Source organism: Candidatus Nitrohelix vancouverensis, from assembly GCA_015698305.1.
In the GTDB taxonomy this organism is placed as follows: Bacteria; Nitrospinota; Nitrospinia; order Nitrospinales; family VA-1; genus Nitrohelix; species Nitrohelix vancouverensis.
This window is the reverse complement of the sequence record CP048620.1, coordinates 745,191-757,902: the sequence shown is the minus strand read 5'-3', so window position 1 is coordinate 757,902 and position 12,712 is coordinate 745,191. Positions and strand designations below refer to the sequence as shown.

The 12,712-nt window shown below is 50.3% G+C and carries 13 protein-coding genes and 1 tRNA gene; 5 read left to right on the top strand and 9 right to left on the bottom strand.

The features are described 5' to 3' along the window. Positions 1-333, bottom strand: a complete 333-nt coding sequence (gene glpE, locus G3M78_03715) for a thiosulfate sulfurtransferase GlpE (protein ID QPJ64547.1) — start codon at positions 331-333, stop codon at positions 1-3. A 100-nt stretch (positions 334-433) separates the two neighbouring features. Here glpE and G3M78_03710 point away from each other — a divergent pair, with 100 nt between their 5' ends. Continuing rightward, positions 434-904 carry a pentapeptide repeat-containing protein gene (locus G3M78_03710; protein QPJ64546.1) on the top strand — a complete coding sequence of 157 codons (471 nt, stop codon included), beginning with the start codon at positions 434-436 and terminating at the stop codon, positions 902-904. An 893-nt stretch (positions 905-1,797) separates the two neighbouring features. Here G3M78_03710 and G3M78_03705 read toward each other — a convergent pair. Further along, complete coding sequence (locus G3M78_03705) at positions 1,798-2,628, bottom strand: hypothetical protein (GenBank protein ID QPJ64545.1); 831 nt, start codon at positions 2,626-2,628, stop codon at positions 1,798-1,800. Between the two features lie 188 nt (positions 2,629-2,816). On the opposite strand from G3M78_03705, the gene G3M78_03700 reads away from it, so the two are divergent. Next, entirely contained in the window at positions 2,817-3,029 is a 213-nt protein-coding gene (locus G3M78_03700) for a hypothetical protein (GenBank protein QPJ64544.1), read from the top strand. Between the two features lie 920 nt (positions 3,030-3,949). On the opposite strand, the gene G3M78_03695 is transcribed toward G3M78_03700, so the two are convergent. The 4 genes from G3M78_03695 to G3M78_03680 form a co-directional block, all read right to left on the bottom strand. Beyond that, on the bottom strand, positions 3,950-4,771 hold the full coding sequence (locus G3M78_03695) for an ATP-binding protein (protein ID QPJ66758.1): 822 nt from the start codon (positions 4,769-4,771) through the stop codon (positions 3,950-3,952). A gap of 74 nt (positions 4,772-4,845) precedes the next feature. Next, a complete protein-coding gene (locus G3M78_03690) occupies positions 4,846-5,118 on the bottom strand; it encodes a hypothetical protein (GenBank protein QPJ64543.1) in 273 nt (90 codons plus the stop codon). A gap of 364 nt (positions 5,119-5,482) precedes the next feature. Then, positions 5,483-6,313 carry a catalase gene (locus tag G3M78_03685; protein QPJ64542.1) on the bottom strand — a complete coding sequence of 277 codons (831 nt, stop codon included), beginning with the start codon at positions 6,311-6,313 and terminating at the stop codon, positions 5,483-5,485. Positions 6,314-6,740: 427 nt separating this feature from the next. Continuing rightward, positions 6,741-7,415 (bottom strand): class I SAM-dependent methyltransferase, encoded by a 675-nt coding sequence (locus tag G3M78_03680; protein ID QPJ64541.1) that lies wholly within the window; start codon positions 7,413-7,415, stop codon positions 6,741-6,743. 738 nt (positions 7,416-8,153) lie between these two features. On the opposite strand from G3M78_03680, the gene G3M78_03675 reads away from it, so the two are divergent. After that, the gene (locus G3M78_03675; GenBank protein QPJ64540.1) at positions 8,154-8,936 is read left to right on the top strand and encodes a DUF4145 domain-containing protein; all 783 of its coding nucleotides are present in this window, start codon (positions 8,154-8,156) and stop codon (positions 8,934-8,936) included. 1,119 nt (positions 8,937-10,055) lie between these two features. Here G3M78_03675 and G3M78_03670 read toward each other — a convergent pair. The 3 genes from G3M78_03670 to G3M78_03660 form a co-directional block, all read right to left on the bottom strand. Continuing rightward, positions 10,056-10,820, bottom strand: coding sequence for a sel1 repeat family protein (locus tag G3M78_03670; protein QPJ64539.1), 765 nt, complete (start codon positions 10,818-10,820; stop codon positions 10,056-10,058). A 3-nt stretch (positions 10,821-10,823) separates the two neighbouring features. Then, on the bottom strand, positions 10,824-11,267 hold the full coding sequence (locus tag G3M78_03665; GenBank protein QPJ64538.1) for a hypothetical protein: 444 nt from the start codon (positions 11,265-11,267) through the stop codon (positions 10,824-10,826). Positions 11,268-11,686: 419 nt separating this feature from the next. Continuing rightward, positions 11,687-11,759, bottom strand: a tRNA-Phe gene (locus G3M78_03660). A gap of 251 nt (positions 11,760-12,010) precedes the next feature. On the opposite strand from G3M78_03660, the gene csrA reads away from it, so the two are divergent. Beyond that, positions 12,011-12,241: a carbon storage regulator CsrA gene (gene csrA / locus G3M78_03655; GenBank protein ID QPJ66757.1), complete on the top strand. Its 231-nt coding sequence runs from the start codon at positions 12,011-12,013 to the stop codon at positions 12,239-12,241. Between the two features lie 5 nt (positions 12,242-12,246). Next, the gene (locus tag G3M78_03650; GenBank protein QPJ64537.1) at positions 12,247-12,711 is read left to right on the top strand and encodes a flagellar assembly protein FliW; all 465 of its coding nucleotides are present in this window, start codon (positions 12,247-12,249) and stop codon (positions 12,709-12,711) included. The last annotated feature ends 1 nt before the right edge of the window (position 12,712 follow it).

Here is a 12,712-nt window from a genome sequence, read left to right as displayed (position 1 = left end):
TCAGTCGTCGTAACCGGACTCCTGCTCTTCTGGAAAGGCGCTCTGCCAGACTTCGAATCCGCCCATCAGGCTGTAAGACTCCTTGAAGCCCTGCTCGCTAAGATACATGGACGCGCCCTGGCTGGAGTTGCCGTGGTAACAACAGACAATCAGCGGTTTGTCCTTGTCGGTTTTTTCGATATAATCAGCAACGTTTGCGTCGCTCAGATTAACTGCCGAAGGGATATGACCGGCTTGATACGAACCGGGATCGCGGATGTCCACGACGTTGACCGGCCCGGCATCCATTAATTCTTTGGCTTTGTTTACGTCAATCTGTTTTAATTCGGGCATGCTGTCGAGTCCTCTGTATTAATTGAATATGAATTCTGTTCGTCAGGAATAGTTTTACCAAAGTCCCAAACGATCTGCAAACCCTTCAATTGCATAATTTATGAATCAGGAATCCAATACCTCCGACGCCTTGCGCGAACTCAGCAAGGAAGAACTGGCGGAAACGCTTAAACTTCACGCGCAATGGGCCCAGTCCGGCGGGGCGCAGGGGCAGGCCGCCAATTTGAAGCAGGCGCGCCTGAAAGGCGGCGTGTTCATGGCCGCTCAACTCAAAAATGCAAATTTCGAAGGGGCTTATCTCTACGGCGCCTATCTGAAGAAAGCGGATATGGAGGGGGCCTGTATGAAAGGCGCGAATCTGCGCGGCGCCAACCTGCGCTGGACCAACCTGAAAGGCGCCGATCTGAGAGGTGCGAATCTGATGCGCGCTGATTGCCTTCATGCAGTTTTCGAAGGCGCCGACCTGCGCGGCGCTAATCTGAAAATGGCGGAAGGTCTTAAGGCCGAACAAATCGCCTCGGCGCAGACCGACGCAACCACCATCCTTCCCGACGATATATCCGGCTTGTAGCCCGCCCGGCGAGGCGCCGGGGCCCATACGCTAAACTTTTCTCTGCTATTCAACCCTATAGAGCGCAATAAAAAAACTTTACGGCTCTCATCCTGCGGGTGAAACCCGCCCAGCGTGCCGCTGGACCCATAATAGCTTAAGGTTTCTCTGCTATTCATCCCTATAGAGCGCAAATGAAACTTAACGGCTATTTGCCAGCAGACGTTGTCTGCCCGCCCGGCGAGGCGCCACTTTCCTAACGCTGATCTCGCATTGCTATCTATTGCCTGGAACGCAATTAGAGCCGTCATCGCGAGCGCCTGATAAGGCGCGTGGCGATCCAGCGGCTTTAGGCGTTTCATGAAAGTCACTGGATTGCTTCGTCGCTAACACTCCTCGCAAAGACGTCACTTCGAGCCCAATCGAAACGTCGCGGCTCTCATCCTGCGGGTGAAACCCGCCCGGCCAGGGGCCGGGGCCTGTGGCGTGCCGCCACTTTCCTAATGCTGAACTCGCACTGCTATTCATCCCTTTTGAGCGCAAATGAAACTGAACGGCTATTATCCTGCGGGTGAAACCCGCCCCTCACCCAGCCCTCTCCCCTAAGGGGAGAGGGTTTTCAATTGCGATACTCGATCTGTTATCTATACCGCTAAGCGCAATCGAAATCTATCGGCTATTTACCTGCGGACGAAGTCCGTTCCTCTCCCTCAGGGAGAGGATACAGGTGAGGGTGGCTTTGCCGCCCAGCGTGCCGCTGGACCCGTAATAGCTTATCGTTTCTCTGCTATTAATCCCTTTTGAGCGCAATCGAAACGTTCCTACAATCTTCCTGCGGGCGTCGCCCGCCAGGTGAGGGTGGCTTTAACTCCTTTTTGCTATCAAGCCTGTCAGGTTCAATCGGAACCTATCGGCTAACTTCCTGCAGGCGAAGCCTGCCCGATGACGATGTTGACCCCTTTTTGACCGGCTGAAGTTTCGATCACCGCTTCCAGATCGTCGGGGCCTGCGCCTGCAAGGCCGTCGCTATCCAGGCGCGCGGTGATGCTCAGCTTGCCGTCGAATACTGCGTTCGGCATCATCGTATCCGTTTGACCCAGGCTGAATTCATAAGGAAAAGTGGCGTCGGGAATCCGTTTCGCCGCAATCGGAGGACCTCGACGAACGCCTTCGGCTCGGGCAAATAGAAACAGAACCGCTCCTTCTTTCACCGCGCTTACTGATGGATCGAGGCTCACGGTGCCGTACACTGTTGTGCTGGGTTCTTCCGAAGCGACGTAAACCTGATCGAGAGCGATTTCCACCTGCTGATCCCCGGGAAGGGCGGTCAAGGTTCCAAATAAATCGCCAAACATCGGTTGCGCGTTGCCGTCGCTGTCCAATCGCGCGGTGACGGTCATCTTCCCTTCAAAAGGAGTGCCGGGACGCATGACATCGCCCGGTCCCAAACTGAAAGAAAAAGGAAATTTCACCAGCGAAAAGCGTTTCGCCGCAATCGGAGGACCGCTGGTCACCCCTTCTGGACGGGCAACGATAAATAAAACAGCGTTTTCTGGCGCCTCTTTTGCACGTCTCTCATCAAGGGTGATGACACCGACAATATCCTGACCCTGAGCCGAAACCGTTGTTTCCTGCTGGATTTGGCGTTTCATGGCGATGGGCATGGGATGTTCCTTCAATTCCTGCTCACAGGCGGTGAGTAAGAAAAAAAACGAAAAAATGCAAAATAAAACTAACTGTTTCAATTTAATGCTCCGATAAATGGATATAGGAAGTAAATTTGAGAATCCCACAGGGTTTTTCATTCATCATATCAGTACGGGGACAAAAAATGAAGCGAGGTTTCGGTCGTTATCATTGCCCAGTACATCGGGAGTGCGGCCGAAAACACGAAAAGGAGACGTGAAGCACATTTAACTCCCGGAGGTAAGCCATGTTCTTTGAAGTTAGAATTAAAGACAAAGAGGGCAAGGTAAAAAAGGTTCTTAACAGTCAAACCCTGAGCAACAGGTACTGGAATGACTTCTTTGCGAGTTCGACAGATCTTGCGCCTGCGAAAAACACCAAGGGCCGCGGTCGAAAAGCAAAAAGAAAAGAGCCTCTACAATCTAATCAAGAGACGGACGAATGGGTTTTGGAACCATGAGACCGTAGACCGATAAAGTTCAGGGGAAGTCTTGATCGTTTAACTCCTAATCCTCCACCAAAGGTCGGGTAGAAACGAAATAGAAATCCCTGAATAAGTGGGGAGTTGCGCTTCTAAAGCGCGCTCCCCGCGCCCCTTGGCGCGACGCCAATTCCTAACGCTCGACTCCTACTGCTATCCATCCCTTCGGCGAGGCCGCCGGGGCCTTTACGCTGAACCTTCCACTGCTGTCAATATCTCTAATCGCAGTCGAATAGTTTAGCCTATTTATCATCAGGCGAAGCCTGCCAGGCGAGGCGCCGAGGCCGTAACGCTGATTTCGGACTGCTATCAATATCTCTGGGCGCAATCGTAACCTATCGGCACTTATAAAGCAGGCACAGCCTGCCCCCTCACCCAGCCCTCTCCCGCAAAGGGGAGAGGGTTTTCTAGCGCTTAACTTTTTTCTGCTATCTATCCCTTTATGGCGCAACTGAAAAGTTGCGGCTCTCTTCCTGCGGACGAAGTCCGCTCCTCTCCCTCAGGGAGAGGGATTTTCTATCGCTAAACTCCTCTCTGCTACCAATCTCTCAAAACGCAATGATGAGTATGTTCTTGAGGTCGTCATCGCGAGCGACTGTTAAGGAGCGTGGCGATCCAGCGCCTTTAAGCATTTTATTAAAGTCTCTGGATTGCTTCGTCGCTAACGCTCCTCGCAATGACGCCAATTCCTAACGCTCAGTTCCCAATACTATCAACATTTCTGAACGCAATTTAAACGCTACGGCTATCTTCCTGCGGACGAAGTCCGCTCCTCTCCCTCAGGGAGAGGATACAGGTGAGGGTGGCGTTGTTGCATATCTAAGGCTGATCTCGCACTGCTAGAAATATTTAAAACGCAATTTAAACGCTACGGCAATCTTCCAGCGGACGTCGTCCGCCTATTTGCGAATGCGGCGGGAGGAACCCTGCATGCCCTGGCGAAAATCTTCGCCCTTGATCTCTATGAAATCGGAGGACTCGGTGATCCGCGAATAAATTCTTTCGCCGACCCGGTCCAGCAGGGTTTCTTTGGAAAAGGATTGCTGGAACTCGCGTTCGCGAAAATCAACGCGATCCTGCTGATCGTCTTTCTTGGATTTCTTGCCGTTGGGAAGCTGGTTGAGGTAGTTGGTTGTGTAGAGCGTCACTTTATTGCCCGCGTTGTAACGCGCTGAAATGAATTCATCCAATATGGACTGCTCCCATTCGCTGTGGCGGCGGCCCTTGGCCAACTCGTCGATCACCAGCACCCGCGATTGAATCAGCGGCTCGATGAGCGATTTTTCCGCGCGATCCTCGGAGTATCCCTGACGAATTTCGCCGAACAACTGGAAGAAATCGACAAATTTGCAGGATACGCCCAGGTCGAGAATGAGGCTCTTCACAATGGCGACGCATAGATGCGTTTTGCCGACGCCCGGCCCGCCCATGAACACCAGACCGTGGTTGAAATCTGACCCGCCCTTTTTGAAATCGGCGAGGAAATCCCTGGCTCGGGACAGAGCCTTTTTTTGACTGCTGTCAAAGGGGTGGTAGGTTTCCAGCTCCACCTTCGCATACTTGCTGGGCAAGCCAGCCCGGCTCAACAAATCGACCCGGCGGCGAAAATTAAGGCACTCGCAGTTTTTAACGAAAGAGCGACCCTGATCGTCTTCGTAGAACAAACGCCCCGTCCCGTCGCATTTGTCGCAGACCAGGCAAGCGCAAACCTCGGCGCGCATTCTGCCATGCGCATCGGAAGATACGGTGTATTTGCGGTCGTCGCAGGCGGGGCAAACGCCCTTTTCAGTCGAGTTCAATAGCGCGCCCTTTCAATGGCCTCTTCGATATAGGGAGCCAGAGCCGTTAAAGACAGCGTGCGGCCCTTGCGTGGATTTCTCATCGCGTGCTCCTCCATGCCGCTCTCTATCGCCGGGAATAGAACGTGAAGCGGAACCTCGCGCTCTTCCCATCGGGAGATGAGTTCGTAATCGGTCGCGGATAAGGTCAGCCCGGAGTTTCGCACGGAAAGGAAGAATTGTTCCACCGAGGCCATAAAAGTCAGGTTGTCTTTATTTATTAAACTCATAAATGTATTTTTAACCTATCTCGCATGAAAATGCCAGAACAGAGCAGGCTTCGCCTGCAGGAAGTTAGCAGATAAGTTCGACTGCGCCCAATAGGCTTGATAGCAATACGGGACTAGCCATACGGCCCCGGCGCCTCGCCGGGCAGGCTTCGCCTGCAGGAAGTTAGCCGATAAGTTCGAGTGCGCTCTATAGGCTTGATAGCAATACGGGACTAGCCATACGGCCCCGGCCCCTCGCCGAGCAGGCTTCGCCTGCAGGAGCGGACATCGTCCGCAGGAAGATAGCCGCAACTATTCAATTGCGCCTAGATATTTTGCTAGCAGTGCGAGTTGAGCGTTAAGGCCTCGGCGCCTCGCCGACGGGTTAGGAGATGATGTCGATCAGACTTCCGGTGATCTGGCTGGCGCTGGCAGTGAAGGGTTTGAATCGATTATCAATCGATGTGGGTGTTTTCGGGTTTGAGAGATCATTGCCGTCATCTCCCGAAGCGGAAGAGCTTTCCGATGAAGAGACCGGATTGGTTTCAGACGCGCTTGAAATAGGAGAAAATTCGCCGTTATTGGAATCCTCCAGCAGTTCGTTATTTTCTTCCGCTCGTTCCGCCTGAACCTCGCGACGCGCCTCCGCTTCCATTCGAGACGCCTGAGCCGCAACCGCGCGATCCTGCGCCGAAGGGTTTGCCGGAGCCGTCGCCGCACGTCGAATGGTCTGCGCTTTTCTTATCGTCGCTTCAGGATTGTTGGGAACGGGAGAGGTATCGATCTGCACCTCGCCGCCCACCGCGTAGCGGCGTCCATCCGGCCCTGTCTGGTAAGTGTAGGTCGGGCCGCCCGTTGCGTGGGGACCCGCCGCGCTCTTGTGCGCCTGCTCGTGCGCCCGCACCTCGCGGTCGCGCGCCTGCAATTCCTGAACGACTTGGCGTTCTTCCTCCGTCAACTGCGCTTCCGTCGGCGTGGAAAGGGGAGAAGACCCTTGCTTGCCTTCGCTTTCACCCTCTGCCTCGTCAACCGAAACCGCTGAATCGTCCGCCAGCCTGCGCGCCGTGGCAGAAAGAGAGACCCGATCCACCACAGAGCGTTCACGCGTCGCCTCCGCTTCCTGGAGTTTTTGTTGACGCAGGTCGTCCTCGCAGTCCGTGCACTCCTTGCCTGGGGCGGAGATGAAGACCGGGGACCCTTGAATGATCGCTACCATGCGAATGATCCAAAAAAGTTAAAGGGAACAGTTATCCTTATCCCCCTTTACGACCGTTTTTCTTAAAACTTTAGGCGGGTTTCACCCGCAGGATAAGAGCCGACGGGTTTCACCCGCAAGAAGATAGCCGTAACTATTCAATTGTGCCTGGAGATTTTGCTAGCAATGTGAGTTGAGCCTTAGAAAACCCTCTCCCTGAGGGAGAGGGCTGGGTGAGGGGGCAGACGGGCAACGCCCGCAGGAAGAGAGCCGTAACTATTCAATTGCGCCTAGATATTTTGCTAGCAATACGAGTTTAGCGTTTGATAACCCTCTCCCCTCGCGGGAGAGGGCTGGGTGAGGGGGCAGACGGACTTCGTCCGCTGGAAGTGAGCCGCAACTTTTCAGTTGCGCTCAAAAGGGATGAATAGCAGAGAAAAGTTAAGCCTTACGGGTCCAGCGTCACGCTGGCCTCGCCGGATTTTTGGAAGATGTAGAAATTGGCAAAGGAACCCTCCGCCGAGTTGCCGTTCCAGGGATAGCGGTTCGGGATCTCCTCCAACAAGCGCCAGTCCGGGAAGCGCGCAAGAATATCCCGCGTCACCGGACGATGCCGGATGTGACGCTCGAACCAGGCCCCGCGCTCGTCGTGATTGCTCGAATAGACGATGACGAAACGCTCAGCCGTCGCGAACAGATGATCGAGATAGCCCTCGTAAACCGCATCCTCGACGAGGTGATAGATCACGTCCAGCGACAAAGCCAGATCGGCGCGAAGCGATGCCGGATCGAAGGAATCCGCATCGTATAAGAGAAAATTTTTGGAAGGATCGTTGGCGAAGCGATCCGAACACAGCGAGACAGCAGTCGACGCCACGTCCAGCCCTGTATACTTTGGATAGTCAGCGAGAGACAATTGAGCGCCGTCGCCGCAACCGAACTCGACCACCGACTGGATAGCGTGACGCGCGACGAAGCCGTTGAGGATTTCTGCCTTGAACTCCGCCAGCAAGCCGTAAGACCCACCCCCCGAATGCCCGCCCAGCGCATAGCGCCCCTCCCAGAATTGACGCGAATTGGGAAAAAACACCTGCCGCAATTTCAATAAGAGAGAGTTCAGCAAAAAAGCTCCATTCGATTCGTTGGCCCAAGGTCGGGGTGAAGACTTCTATGAACGAAAAAATCTTATCCCAGGAAGCACAACTGAGTCCAATGAAAACAAGGCCGAGGGCTTTGCTATTATTGACTCTTTTTTCGCTGTTGAAAACTGCGAATAACAATCACGTGATGACGCTAAAAAAGCTATTCGTTTTGAATGGGGAGATTAGATGGATTATTTTCCGTATTTTCTGCGGAGAATAATTCTTGCCAATGCGGAGATTAAAGGAAAACTCGATTTCATCGAAATGGGCAAAACTGGAAAAATGTTCTCAGGACACAGCATCCCGCGATATTGACGATCTTATCAAGCGCGACATCTTGGTCAAAAATCCCGGAGGCGGACGCAGTACCAGTTATTCCATGGCTGATATTTCGTAAATATTTCAGACTAACCACCATGAACTTTTTTATACTTTCGACGACAATGAACCTTACGCCTCATAGTCCTCAAAATTGGTACCCGCCATCTTCCACACGCCGCCTTTCAAAAGTCGGTTTCCAGTTTTCTTTAAAAACATCCAAAGAGAAACACATAAACTGAGAGTCATCTGCACCTAAAATTCGAAGGATATTCTTTAATTTTGAAATAATTTAATTGTTATAATATTTTTTGCAATGAATTCTTTGTCTTAAATCAATTATGGTATGCTCGCCACAATTAACAACAAACGGCCGAAGTTAACGACCTTCAAAATTAATTATGAGTATTAATAGAAAAGAATGTAATCCCTACTTTCAGCTTGACGGATCATTAAACTGGAAATGTCCAACATGCAGAAAAAGCATATTAAAAATAAAAGCTGAAACATTTCATTTCGAACAAACGCTACATTCTCGTAATTATCAACTACACAATGACTCGTTACCTAACGATATTCGTTATGTATATTCTTGCTTGCTTGAGTGCACAAACCCATCATGCAAAGAAATAGTATCCAATACCGGAATTGGATGTGTTGACCATGATATGGTCGATGACATAGACGGAAATCCTGAAAATGTTCTAGTCGATTTTTTTACCGCAAAGTACTTTTCACCAAACCTCAAGCTATTCAATTACCCAAAGAAAATTCCCGACAACGTAAAAGATGAATTAGAAAAATCCTTCGCACTATTTTTTTGTGATTATTCGTCTTCAGGAAATCACATGCGCACTGCCCTCGAAAATCTACTGACCTACTTGAAAATAAAAAAATCTACAACTTCTAATGGGAAGCGAAAATACTTGGCGTTGCACAATAGAATAGAGCTACTCCCTAGAAAATACCAAGAGATTCAAGACCTGTTGTTTGCAATAAAATGGCTTGGTAATGCTGGAAGCCACAGCGGCAAGCAAGTGACGTCTGATGACATACTTGATGCCTATGAACTTATGGAAGAACTTCTAGCTGAGGTATTCACTCAAAAGAGAGAAAACATGAAAAACCTTGCAAAAAAGATCAATAGAAATAAAGGGCCTATTAAATCAAAAAAATGGTGGTGAGTTTATAAAAACCTATGGATTGAAATTCCTCGCAAAAATTCGAATACCTCCAGAAAAGAAAAATCATCCGTTTAAATATTATCTAAATGAAAATACAAGGTGTCTAGAAAATCTAGGGGCGTATCGGATCATTAATCATTTGAAACTGGAATATATAATTCTTAAACGTAAGAAATAAGAACCGGTCAAAGAAAAATTGAAAAATTAAGCACTTAAGAACGACCGCAAGATGTGTGTTGTACTACAACACTCTCTTGGCTAGGGGGCCAGCGTGCGGCTAGAGCCGTTTAGTATTGCTGTTGATCTCTTTCAAGCGCAATCAAAACCCACCGCCTTATACTCAACGGGTGTTGCCCGCCCTCCTCACCCAGCCCTCGTCGGGCTAAGCCTGTCCGCGAGGGGAGAGGGTTTTCAAGCGCTCGACTTTTTGCGCTATTAATCTCTCAGAACGCAATCAAAACTTGTCGACTATTTTCCTCGGGCGTTGCCCGCTTTTCACCCATTCCTTGTCAGGTTAATCCTGCCAGCGAGGGGAGAGGGTTTTCTAGCGCTCAATTCTACTTTAATTGCAATGTCTCAAGGCGCAATTGAATGGCATTAGGCTTGTTTGTACAGTTTCCCCTCTCCCACCCGGGGGAGAGGGTTTTCATATGCTCGACTCACCTTTAATAGCAATATCTCAGGGCGCAATTCAAGCTTTCCACTCACACAGCCATTAATCCCGTTGGGTACAATTTAACAGTTTTGGTTATCATCCAGCGGACGTAGTCCGTCCCTCTCCCCTCGCGGGAGAGGGTTAGGGTGAGGGGGAATGATGATTCCTCTTTCCCGAGGCTTAAGGTTTTTCTGTTATTGGCATTTCAAGGCGCAATTAGAGCGTTAGGGTCTGGTAATTGGGGTTGTGCGCTGGGAGTAACGGGAAACGAAGCTAGGGGAGATTTGCGGAAGGGGTAAGGGCTATCAGCTCTAGGCCAGCAGATGCAATCTGCGCCCCTCTAACGAAGAGGACCGTTCCGGTCACGAAGGAATTGTTATGGGGTGGTTGTGGCTAACGAAGCTAGTTGTGCTATTGGTTGAAGTCGCCGTTTGCTTCTCTACATTGATGCGGTAGAAGCCCATTTATTTGTGAGTTTCCATCCACTCCCTTGCTAATTTTTTCGCTTCGGCTATTTGATCTGGAGTCATTTTCAATTCGAGAACGTCCTTGTTAATTCTTCCCAGATTATTTCCGTTAGCCCCTGCGATATTAGAAAACTTATGGGCCTGGATCAAATCTTGGGCAACGCCTTGTCCATTGGCATACATCAAGCCAAGTTGGAATTGAGCTAATACAATTTTCTGTTCAGCGGCTTTGCGAAACCACGCGACAGCTTCTCTGTCATCTTGAGCAACACCTTGTCCATTGGCATATATCAGGCCAAGTTTGAATTGGGCTGGGGCATATTCCTGTTCAGCGGCTTTGCGAAACCATTTAACAGCTTCTTTGTCATCCTGAGCAACGCCTTGCCCATCTAAATAACTCCACCCAAGCCTTGATTGGGCTGGGGCATGTCCCTGTTCAGCGGCTTTGCGAAACCATTTAACAGCTTCTTTGTCATCCTGAGCAACGCCTTGCCCATCTAAATAACTCCACCCAAGGTCTGTTTGGGCTTGGGCATGCCCCTGTTCAGCGGCTTTACGAAACCACTTGACAGCTTCTCTGTCATCTTGAGCAACGAATTGTCCTTTGTAATACATCACGCCTAGTGTGTATTGGACAAAAGCCTCTCCCTGTCCAGCTATTTTTCCAAACCACGTAACAGCTTCTTTGTCATCCTGAGAAACGCTTTGCCCATTGGTATACATAAAGCCAAGGATAAAAAGGATCAATATCAGTTGAGGCATAACCTAGTCTCCTATAGATTGTCCAGTATCATTCTTTAATATTATCCATTTGCAGGCTAAAGATTTTGAAGGTGTGGTTATGGCAGAGGGGGTGCCGTGTTCGAGATCCCAGAAATAATGCAGATTACCGTTTGAAAGAATTACAAATCGGCGCTTATGAGATTTTGCATAGTCGCGGGCCTGTTCTTTGCCCATTAGCGGATTCTTGTTTTCGGACTTGGCTTCCAAAACGATCATGGGGAAACCTTTGGAGTCGAGTAGCAGAAAATCGATGAAGCCTTTACTGATCTTCTCAGAATTTTCACAGAAAGCATCGAGATCGTTTCTTTTGATTGAAAGACTGGGTTCCAGCTGAATGTTCGCGGGAGAATTGCCTTCCGCGAAGAAACGCCAACCCGCGGCCTCAAGCAATTTATTGATTTTAACTCGAGCTGTCGCTTCTTTCATCGTTCCGCTAAGCCATTGGAATTGATTAGAAGCTGATTAAACTACAGGGAAGGGGGCGGAGTCAATCGTCGTATTTGGCAAGACGAATCCCGGCCCGTGGCCGGAGACGTAATGCTGAACTTGTACTGCTATTCATCTCTCAGAACGCAATCAAAACTTGTCGACTATTTTCCTCGAGCGTTGCCCGCTTTTCACCCATTCCTTGTCAGGTTAATCCTGCCAGCGAGGGGAGAGGGTCAGGGTGAGGGGGCGGTTTGTGACAGGAGACTTGGGCTGAACACGAAAAGCCAGAAAAGTGTTTTAGGCGCAATTGTTCCGGTCACGTAGATGTTGCTATGGGGTGGTTGTGGCTAACGAAGCTAATAGGGAAAAACGAAAGGTGTAACGGCTTGCGGCTCTAGGCCCTCCCTGCAAGGGAGTGGGAAGGGAGGGAATCGAACCCCCGACACGAGGATTTTCAGTCCTCTGCTCTACCGACTGAGCTACCTTCCCGTATCGGTGTCTTGCTTGGATTCCGTCCGGGGCGCCGCGTTGTCTGCGGGAATGGGTCGGAAATACTTCTCTATAAACAAGTTGCGAAAATTAACACATTTAGAGCCTGTCTGTCAATTGATATCACGGGATTGGCGAAAGCGCTTAAATTTTAGGGTTTTCCGCGCTTATCTGCTATAATTCCATTGCTTTTATTCACTTTCCGGCGTCCTGTGCGCCGTGAGCGGTTCTTACCTTTCCCGGTCTTTCTTATGCTGGTGCTCACCCGAAAAGTTGGCGAGAGTATAAAAATTAATGAAGATATCAAAATTACCGTTATAGAAGTAAAGGGTAAAAACATTCGTCTGGGCATTGAGGCTCCGAAAGAGACCAAAATCTACCGCGAAGAGGTTTTCATTAAAATCAGGCAGGAAAATGAATCTGCCGCGTCGTCCCGGAAATTCGATCTGGGACAGATCTCCCAATTGATTAAAAAGAGATAAACTCCATGCAATTCGAAACGGTCCGCTTTGGACTCATAGAATTTGACGAAGAAGATGTTCTGGAATTTCCCGTGGGTATTTACGGCTTCGAGCGCGAACAGAGGTTTGTGCTGGTTCCCTTCGATCCCAATATCGACTGTCCCCTGCAATGGTTGCAGTCGCTGACCACGCCGGGTCTGGCTTTTGTGGTGACGGACCCTTACGCTTTCATGCCGGACTACCGTTGGTCGCTTTCGCTTGAAGAGGAGCGGCAGGTGGATAAGGATGGGGCGGACGAGATCAGCGTTCTGATCATCGTGACGGTGCCGGACGCTTACACGGACATGACGGGCAATTTTCTGGCTCCGCTGGTTATCAACCCTCGCACGCGACTGGCGCGGCAGGTGGTGTTGACGACTGTGGAGTACGACACGCGACACTATCTCCTGCCTGACGAAGTGCGCGCCGGGGCGAAGATCGCCGCGGAGTGAT

Excerpts from the sequence above, each read along its gene's own strand:
- glpE (QPJ64547.1), bottom strand. The coding sequence starts at position 333 with ATGCCCGAATTAAAACAGATTGACGTAAACAAAGCCAAAGAATTAATG.
- G3M78_03710 (QPJ64546.1), top strand. The coding sequence starts at position 434 with ATGAATCAGGAATCCAATACCTCCGACGCCTTGCGCGAACTCAGCAAG.
- G3M78_03700 (QPJ64544.1), top strand. The coding sequence starts at position 2,817 with ATGTTCTTTGAAGTTAGAATTAAAGACAAAGAGGGCAAGGTAAAAAAG.
- G3M78_03695 (QPJ66758.1), bottom strand. The coding sequence starts at position 4,771 with ATGCGCGCCGAGGTTTGCGCTTGCCTGGTCTGCGACAAATGCGACGGG.
- G3M78_03690 (QPJ64543.1), bottom strand. The coding sequence starts at position 5,118 with ATGAGTTTAATAAATAAAGACAACCTGACTTTTATGGCCTCGGTGGAA.
- G3M78_03685 (QPJ64542.1), bottom strand. The coding sequence starts at position 6,313 with ATGGTAGCGATCATTCAAGGGTCCCCGGTCTTCATCTCCGCCCCAGGC.
- G3M78_03675 (QPJ64540.1), top strand. The coding sequence starts at position 8,154 with ATGAGTATTAATAGAAAAGAATGTAATCCCTACTTTCAGCTTGACGGA.
- G3M78_03670 (QPJ64539.1), bottom strand. The coding sequence starts at position 10,820 with ATGCCTCAACTGATATTGATCCTTTTTATCCTTGGCTTTATGTATACC.
- G3M78_03665 (QPJ64538.1), bottom strand. The coding sequence starts at position 11,267 with ATGAAAGAAGCGACAGCTCGAGTTAAAATCAATAAATTGCTTGAGGCC.
- csrA (QPJ66757.1), top strand. The coding sequence starts at position 12,011 with ATGCTGGTGCTCACCCGAAAAGTTGGCGAGAGTATAAAAATTAATGAA.
- G3M78_03650 (QPJ64537.1), top strand. The coding sequence starts at position 12,247 with ATGCAATTCGAAACGGTCCGCTTTGGACTCATAGAATTTGACGAAGAA.